At 72.8% G+C, this 685-nt stretch carries 1 pseudogene; it reads left to right on the top strand.

The features are described from left to right. Window positions 1-685: pseudogene (locus BI06_RS54210) on the top strand (hypothetical protein); the annotation flags it as partial.

Genomic DNA, 685 nt, shown 5'->3' with positions numbered 1-685 from the left:
GCCGACGGCACCCCGACCGTCGAATGGCGCGCCCCCTACGACCGGGGCCCCGGCCGCAAGCCCGGCCAGCTGAGCTGGGGGACGGGCGCGACGCCCAGCTTCTTCGGCCCCGGCACCGGCACCGAGTACGTCACCATCACCGACAACGCCGCGCCGCACGAGAACCTGCTCGTCTACCGCGTCGCCGGCGGTCCGAACCCGGTCTGCACCACACCCGTGCTCACCCAGTTCCCCGCGAGCGGCACCGAGGACGCCGTCATCGCCTCCGGCCGCAGCGTCTTCGTCACCAACACCTACGGCTACCCGTACCCCGCGCTCCCGGCCGGAGCGCCCGCCAGCGTCCCGGCCTCGGCCGGGTTCGACGGCGGGCTGAGCCGGGTCGACCTCGACGCCGACGGCAACGGCTGCCACCCGGTCTGGAACAGCAACGTCAAGTCGGCCGCGCTGCCGCGGCTCTCACTGGGGGACGGGAAGATCTACACCTTCACCGTCAGTGGCCCGACCGGCTCGGCGGGGGCGCAGACCTTCGCGTCCTACTCCTACGCCACCGTCGACCCCGGGACCGGTGCCCAGCTCTCCAGCTCCTGGATCGGCCTCGGACTGCTCTACAACCCGCTGCAGATGACCGGCACCACCGGTCCGGACGGAACGCTCTACCAGGGCACCGAGACCGGCGTGGTCAGGG

The sequence above is a fragment of the Kitasatospora sp. MBT66 genome, from assembly GCF_000710405.2.
Lineage (GTDB): Bacteria > Actinomycetota > Actinomycetes > Streptomycetales > Streptomycetaceae > Kitasatospora > Kitasatospora purpeofusca.
This window is presented reverse-complemented; position numbering and strand designations above follow the sequence as displayed.